This window comes from bacterium (assembly GCA_035308905.1).
Lineage (GTDB): Bacteria > Sysuimicrobiota > Sysuimicrobiia > Sysuimicrobiales > Segetimicrobiaceae > DASSJF01.
The window spans coordinates 50402-56401 of the sequence record DATGFS010000029.1 but is presented as its reverse complement, the minus strand read 5'-3'; the positions used below and the strand labels follow the sequence as shown (position 1 = coordinate 56401).

The 6000-nt window shown below is 64.6% G+C and carries 7 protein-coding genes; 4 read left to right on the top strand and 3 right to left on the bottom strand.

Going from position 1 to position 6000, the window contains the following annotated elements:
* Positions 1-278: 278 nt before the first annotated feature.
* From VKT83_08385 to VKT83_08375, 3 genes are all read right to left on the bottom strand, one after another.
* A complete protein-coding gene (locus VKT83_08385; GenBank protein HLY22470.1) occupies positions 279-890 on the bottom strand; it encodes an RNA polymerase sigma factor in 612 nt (203 codons plus the stop codon).
* A 485-nt stretch (positions 891-1375) separates the two neighbouring features.
* Entirely contained in the window at positions 1376-1825 is a 450-nt protein-coding gene (locus VKT83_08380) for a hypothetical protein (protein HLY22469.1), read from the bottom strand.
* A 61-nt stretch (positions 1826-1886) separates the two neighbouring features.
* Positions 1887-2072 (bottom strand): SHOCT domain-containing protein, encoded by a 186-nt coding sequence (locus tag VKT83_08375; GenBank protein ID HLY22468.1) that lies wholly within the window; start codon positions 2070-2072, stop codon positions 1887-1889.
* Between the two features lie 249 nt (positions 2073-2321).
* Between VKT83_08375 and VKT83_08370 the strand changes: the two genes are divergently transcribed.
* The 4 genes from VKT83_08370 to VKT83_08355 all read left to right on the top strand — a co-directional run bounded on the left by VKT83_08370 (position 2322) and on the right by VKT83_08355 (position 5579).
* Entirely contained in the window at positions 2322-3011 is a 690-nt protein-coding gene (locus VKT83_08370) for a response regulator transcription factor (GenBank protein HLY22467.1), read from the top strand.
* Positions 3008-4123, top strand: coding sequence for an ATP-binding protein (locus tag VKT83_08365; GenBank protein HLY22466.1), 1116 nt, complete (start codon positions 3008-3010; stop codon positions 4121-4123). Before VKT83_08370 ends, VKT83_08365 begins: the two co-directional genes overlap by 4 nt.
* 198 nt (positions 4124-4321) lie before the next feature.
* The gene (locus tag VKT83_08360; GenBank protein ID HLY22465.1) at positions 4322-5104 is read left to right on the top strand and encodes a PepSY domain-containing protein; all 783 of its coding nucleotides are present in this window, start codon (positions 4322-4324) and stop codon (positions 5102-5104) included.
* Positions 5105-5384: 280 nt separating this feature from the next.
* Entirely contained in the window at positions 5385-5579 is a 195-nt protein-coding gene (locus VKT83_08355) for a hypothetical protein (GenBank protein HLY22464.1), read from the top strand.
* Positions 5580-6000: the final 421 nt, after the last annotated feature.

Here is a 6000-nt window from a genome sequence, read left to right as displayed (position 1 = left end):
GCCCGTGGGGCAGAAGCCCTCCACTCCGGCAACACCGACAGAATAATCAGGCGTATGGTGTTTCATCGTAGTCTCCCGCCTACGCCGCGTCGCGCTTCGGCCCTTCCGACGCGCCGTGCCGGCCCGCGCAGCAATGCCGCGCTATACCCGTGAACCCGCCTCCTCGGCTCATAGCAAGAAGCATGATGACGCCACAAACCAGCATCATGAACAGGCACACCAGCGGAAAGATTCCCCACGCCCCCCACGGTACCCACATCGTCGATTCCTCCTCTCGCCTATTGACGGCGTCCACCGCCGTCATTCAGCCCTATAGACGGAGGTCGAGGGGAAAAGGATACAGGCTCGAACTTCGGCTCGCATGCCAGTTCATTTCGATCGTCCCGGTAAAAGCTGCAGCCAGCGGCCAAGTCCGCCTTGAGCCGCGCTCGCGCCCGATGCAGCCTGATTTTGACCGTGTCGAGCGTGAGCCCCAGGGCGTCCGCAATCTGGCGGTTACTAAGCCCCTTCAACTCGCTGAGAATCATGACCGACCGATAGTCCGGTGGAAGGTTCGCAACGAATTGTCGGATGCAGTCATTCATTTCCTTCCGCACGTGTTGTTGCTCGACAGGAGGTGGCGCTTGTTCCGCAGCGATCTTGTTCGACAACTCCGTCGCGAGATGTGATGAGGACGCTACGCTTCGCAGCCGGTCGATCGCAACGTTCTTCGCGATTCGATAAACCCAAGTGGAGACACTGGACTCTCCTCGAAACCCACCGAGGCTGTCGCTTACCTTGACGAAGACCTCTTGGGTCAGGTCTTCCGCCTCATCCTCACCGACGAGACCCGCAAGATAGCGATGTATCCCTGGACGAAGCGCACGATGGAGTTGCTCGAAGTCCGTCACGCCGTCGGCACGGGGCTCCCCCGGCATTGCAGCGTGAACATGTCGCCCACGTTGATCAGAACGAGCCCCCGCGTGTGCCACGACGCTCACCTCTTTTCTTGAGCGTTGGAAAGGCTCAGTGCAACCCGCCCACGGGTTCTGTGAGGCACACTTGCCAAGGGGTTAATGAACGTAAGATCTCTGTCATCTGGCCGATTCCGCTCGGGTGAGCGACGTGGTCGTGGTCGCCGCGCTACCGTCGTGGTTCTGTCGGCCAAGGCAGGCACTTGATCATGCTGGCCCGCTTCGCGGCAGAACGGCGCGACCACGAGGAGAACAGGGCTCACATATCCAGAGAAACGGTAGCGCATGCTTCACGCTCCATAGGCGCGCAGTGACGGGAACCATGGCTCAACGACGAGAACCAGTCGAGCCGACGAATCATGCATGGCCGCCGGAATGTCGAGCCGAGTTTCTCTTTGAGGGTCTGTTGTACGTGGTCTCGGTCACCTCGTCTGGCTAGCCTTCGTCACGCGGACGGTGTCACCCGGCGTGAGGCAAGGATACGCGGTCATATTGTGATTGTGGCGGACCACCAATCGGTCTCCGTTCCGGAGCCGCAGGGCGTTGAGGCAATGCGAAATACCGTAGCGGTCGGGAGCGCAGTCCGTGTCCGTCAGCACCGTAGCGAGCATCGGGAGTGCGGGTAGTGTGCCCGTGAGCAACTCGACAATATCGATGCCGTCCTTGCCGTTGTCGCATCGAGGCGAGGTAGTGCATCGTCGCGATTGCACGACCGAGGAGAGGGGGTGCGGATCTTGCGCATCGATCACGACTACTGATCGGGGAACCGAACCGATGGACGCAACCGGGATCACTTGAAGCGCCGCCGGAACAAGCACGACAGCGGCGATGATCCGGCGGAGCGTCTTAATCAAGGCACCGGCTGGCAGCATCTTCCACCTCCACGGCATGCGATCGCATCATGGCCGGAGATTTCGTGCCGACCGTCGCCTCTCACGCCACGTTCCGCTTCATCTCCTCAAACTGTTCCTTAGTGATGTCCCCGGCCGCATATCGGCGGCGAAGGATATCGAGAGGCGCCTCTGGCTCCTTTAACCGCGTCGCGCCGCCCCGATCGCTCAAGTAGCGAACCAACGCGACGATACCGATGATCACCAGCGCCCAAAACACGAGCATCATAACCCACCCCCCGATCATCCAGCCCCACCCCGGACCGTATCCATATGGCCACATCATCGTGCTCACCTCATCGTTGTAGAACGCAAGAAAACCCAAGGCTATCGTAGCGACCGGGTGACGTAACGGCATCGGTTCCAGGTCGCATTCGGTCTTCAGGTCTGCGCCGGAGAGGCTCCCCTCAAGCGCTTGTCGCCGGCCCGGAAGAGGGCGAGCGGGGGCTCTGTGTCCGCGCCTCGAACCACCACGCTCATGGCGGGGGTAAAGGTGCTCGTGATCGACGACGACCAGAGCATCGTGGATCTGCTGAGCGCCTACCTCACACGGGAAGGCTTGCAGGTCGAGGTGGCGAGAGACGGGGCCGCGGGGCTGGCCAGAGCGCGCCAGTTCCAGCCGGACGTGGTCGTCCTCGACATCGGACTCCCCGGCCTCGACGGCCTGGAAGTCCTCCGCCGCCTGCGCACCGAATCGTCCGCCTACGTCGTGATGCTTACGGCCAAAGCGGAGGAGACGGACAAGGTCGTGGGGCTGTCCCTCGGCGCGGACGACTACGTCACGAAGCCGTTCAGTCCGCGCGAGTTGACCGCCCGTATCCGCGCCATCCTGAGGCGAGAGCGCGGCCCCGAGCAGTCGCGCGTGCTGGCGTTTCGGACGCTGCGCATCGATCCCGCGCGGCGCGAAGTCTGGAAGGACGAGGTCCGGCTCGAATTGACCACCCGGGAGTTCGATCTGCTCTACGCGCTGGCCTCGTATCCCGGGCACGTGCTGAGCCGCGAGCAGCTCATCGCACGCGTGTGGGGCGCCGACTACTTCGGCGATGACCGCGTTGTGGACGCGCACATCAAGGACCTCCGCCGCAAGCTCGCCGACGATCGCGGCCGTCCACGTCTAATCGAGACGGTGCGCGGGATCGGGTACAAGTTCCGGGATGCCCCGGCATGAGGGGCATTCGGACGCTGCGGCGCCGTCTCGGTTGGAAGCTCTTTGCCTCTTACCTCCTCGTGGTTATGGTCGGTGCCGTCGTGCTGTGGACCACGGTCCAGGCGCTTGCGCCGGCGGCGCTCTCACCACATATCGCACTCATGACGCGCCTGCTGAGTGGGCATCCCGACCTGGTGGCGACGCTCTTCAACAGCATCTTCGGGGCCATGACCACCGCGCTCGCCGCCGCGACGGTTGCTGCGATCCTGACCGCGCTTGCGGTCAGCGTGTTTGTCACCCGGCGCATTGTCACACCGATTCTCGCGATGACGCGGGCCAGCATGCGTGTCGCCGACGGCCGGTACGGCGACCGGGTGCCGGTCCCCTCGGAGGACGAGCTCGGCGAGCTGGCTATGCACTTCAACCGCATGGCCGAGACCCTGCAGCACGTCGAGGCGCGGCGCCGGGACCTGATTGCGGATGTGGCCCATGAGCTCCGGACGCCGCTCGCCAGCATCGCCGGCAACATGGAAGGCATGCTGGACGGTGTAATCGTTCCGGAGCCGGAGACGTTTCACCGTGTCCACCGCGAGACCGAGCGTTTGCAGCGGCTGGTGGACGATCTGCAGGCGCTCTCGCGGGCGGAGGCGGGCCAGGCGCCGCTCCACCTCCGCCGCGTTGATGTCCGGGCGCTCATCGACGCCGCCGCAGCCAGGCTACGCCCGCAGTTCGATGACAAGGGGGTCACACTGGAGGTCGGGGCTCGCGATGGACTACCGGCGGTGCCGGTGGACCCCGACCGCATCGGCCAGGTGCTTACGAATCTCCTTGGCAACGCTCTGCAGTACACGCCAGCGGGCGGGCATGTGCGCGTCTACGTGCGGCGCGATCCCGACGGGGTGGCGATCGTCGTGTCCGATACCGGAATCGGAATCCCCGCCGAACACCTGCCACATGTCTTCGACCGGTTCTACCGGGTAGATCGGTCCCGGGCGCGGTCCAGCGGCGGAAGCGGGATCGGACTCACGATCGCCCGGCACCTCGTCGAGGCGCACGGCGGCACGATCCGGGCGGAGAGCCCCGGGCCGGGCCGCGGGAGCACGTTCACGATTGTCCTCCCGCAGGTGACATAGGCGACCACCCAACCCAGCACGCCCCTCGCCCACCCCAGTGGCCTGCGGGATCCTCGAAGATGGCGTCCGCGGCTTCACAGAATCATCACACAAGCCGCATACGGGCTCCCCGGAGGCCGGGTACCTTAAGGGTGCAGAATTGCAGCCGTGGACACGTCCGGGAAGTACCAACTCACCACGGCGAGGAGGCCTGGGGAGATGAACACGCGGATGTGGATCGTCCTGGGAGTGCTCGGCGTCGTGAGCATGCTCGCGCTTCCGGTGCTGGCACAGTCGTACGCACCGCCGTACGGGATGCCGGGGCCGGGCCACATGGGGCAGAGCCAAGCAGCGACCTGGCAACCGGTCTCGATCGAACAGGCGGAGAAGATCGCCCGCCAAGTCCTGGCGCGAGGCGGCTATAGCGGCCTGACGCTGGACGAGATCCAGGAGTTCTCCAACAATTTCTACGTGGCGGTGAAGTACAAGACCAGCGGTCAGGGCGCGTTTGAGTTCCTGATTGACCGGTCCACGGGGTTCGTGCATCCTGAGCCGCAGACGATGATGTGGAACACCCAGTTTGGGCACATGGCAGGCCGGGGCGGCCCGGGCATGATGGGCGGCAGTTCCGGGTACGGCCCTGGCGGGATGATGGGCGGCGGCTCTGGCTACGGTCCCGGTGGCACGACAGGCGGCGGGATGATGGGTAGCTATGGCTATGGCCCCGGCGGCCAGCGGGGACCGGGCGTGGGCCCCGGGTCCGCGACAACGGCGCAGCCCCAGATCACGGCGACGCGAGCCAAGACGATCGCGCAGTCGTTCCTCACCGCTCAACTGCCCGGGACAAAGGTGCGCAACGTCGACACCTTCCCCGGGTACTACACGCTTGATGTGACCCGCGACGGCAAGGTCGTCGGGATGCTGAGCGTAAACGCCTACACCGGCCAAGTCTGGTATCATCGCTGGCACGGGACCTTTGTCCAGGAGAAGGAGCTCAACTGAGCCCCGCAGGCACGGCTTGCGGGACACGGCGGTTCGCCTCACCGGCTCGATCGTGCGAGCCGGTGAGGTGAACCCGTTCGGAGACGGGAGGAGCGATGCGCCATGTGGCCCGGCATGATGGCGTGGATGCTCGTGTTCTGGGTCCTCGTGATCATGCTGGCCTTCGGGCTGGCCGCTTGGCTCTTCCCGGCCGCTCCCGCTGCACTGCGATCCCCTGCCCGCGATATCCTGGATAACCGATATGCACGCGGGGAACTGACCCCCGGAACAGTACCGGCAGATGCACGAGGAGCTTGCGCCCGAGCCCCAGGGACGCGGGGCGCATTTCAGTCTCATCCTGGTGCTGATCCTCGCGGTCTTGGTCCTCGTGACGTTCGTCGGCGGCTTCGGGATGCACGGGGGATGGTCCGCCTCGGGCTATCCGGGCCGGCCCGGTGACTGGCCCGCCTGGATGCCTCACATGTGGGGACGCTGAAGATCACGATCCGACCGGACCAAGTCGCAGACCTCATGAACGGTCAGAAGGTTACCGTGACCCGATCGCTCCCCGACGGCGAGGAATTAAAGGTGGCTCTTACCCGGAGCAGGTAATCCAAGCGCGCCGGTGGGACCTGCCCGTGAGGCAGTACGATGAGCGCGGGCGGGTTAGTACCGTTGATCGACGACCTGCTCGATGTAGGATTCCCGCATCACGAGCGCGGGGTGCAGGGGGTCGTACAAGCGGGTCCTCATCAAAGCGGAGAATCAGCAGTGGGAAGGGCCATCCGGGAGTTCAAGCGGCTTCTCTCCGGGGCCTGAACCCGTTCGGCACCGTGAGAACTGTTAACCGCCGCCGATCTAACGTGCGAAGGGCGAGATTGGCTACAGTTTGGCTACAGTAAGGACTCGCCGCGAGC

Coding starts and splice junctions, on each gene's coding strand:
- VKT83_08380 (HLY22469.1), bottom strand. CDS start 1,825: ATGCTGCCAGCCGGTGCCTTGATTAAGACGCTCCGCCGGATCATCGCC.
- VKT83_08375 (HLY22468.1), bottom strand. CDS start 2,072: ATGATGCTCGTGTTTTGGGCGCTGGTGATCATCGGTATCGTCGCGTTG.
- VKT83_08370 (HLY22467.1), top strand. CDS start 2,322: ATGGCGGGGGTAAAGGTGCTCGTGATCGACGACGACCAGAGCATCGTG.
- VKT83_08365 (HLY22466.1), top strand. CDS start 3,008: ATGAGGGGCATTCGGACGCTGCGGCGCCGTCTCGGTTGGAAGCTCTTT.
- VKT83_08360 (HLY22465.1), top strand. CDS start 4,322: ATGAACACGCGGATGTGGATCGTCCTGGGAGTGCTCGGCGTCGTGAGC.
- VKT83_08355 (HLY22464.1), top strand. CDS start 5,385: ATGCACGAGGAGCTTGCGCCCGAGCCCCAGGGACGCGGGGCGCATTTC.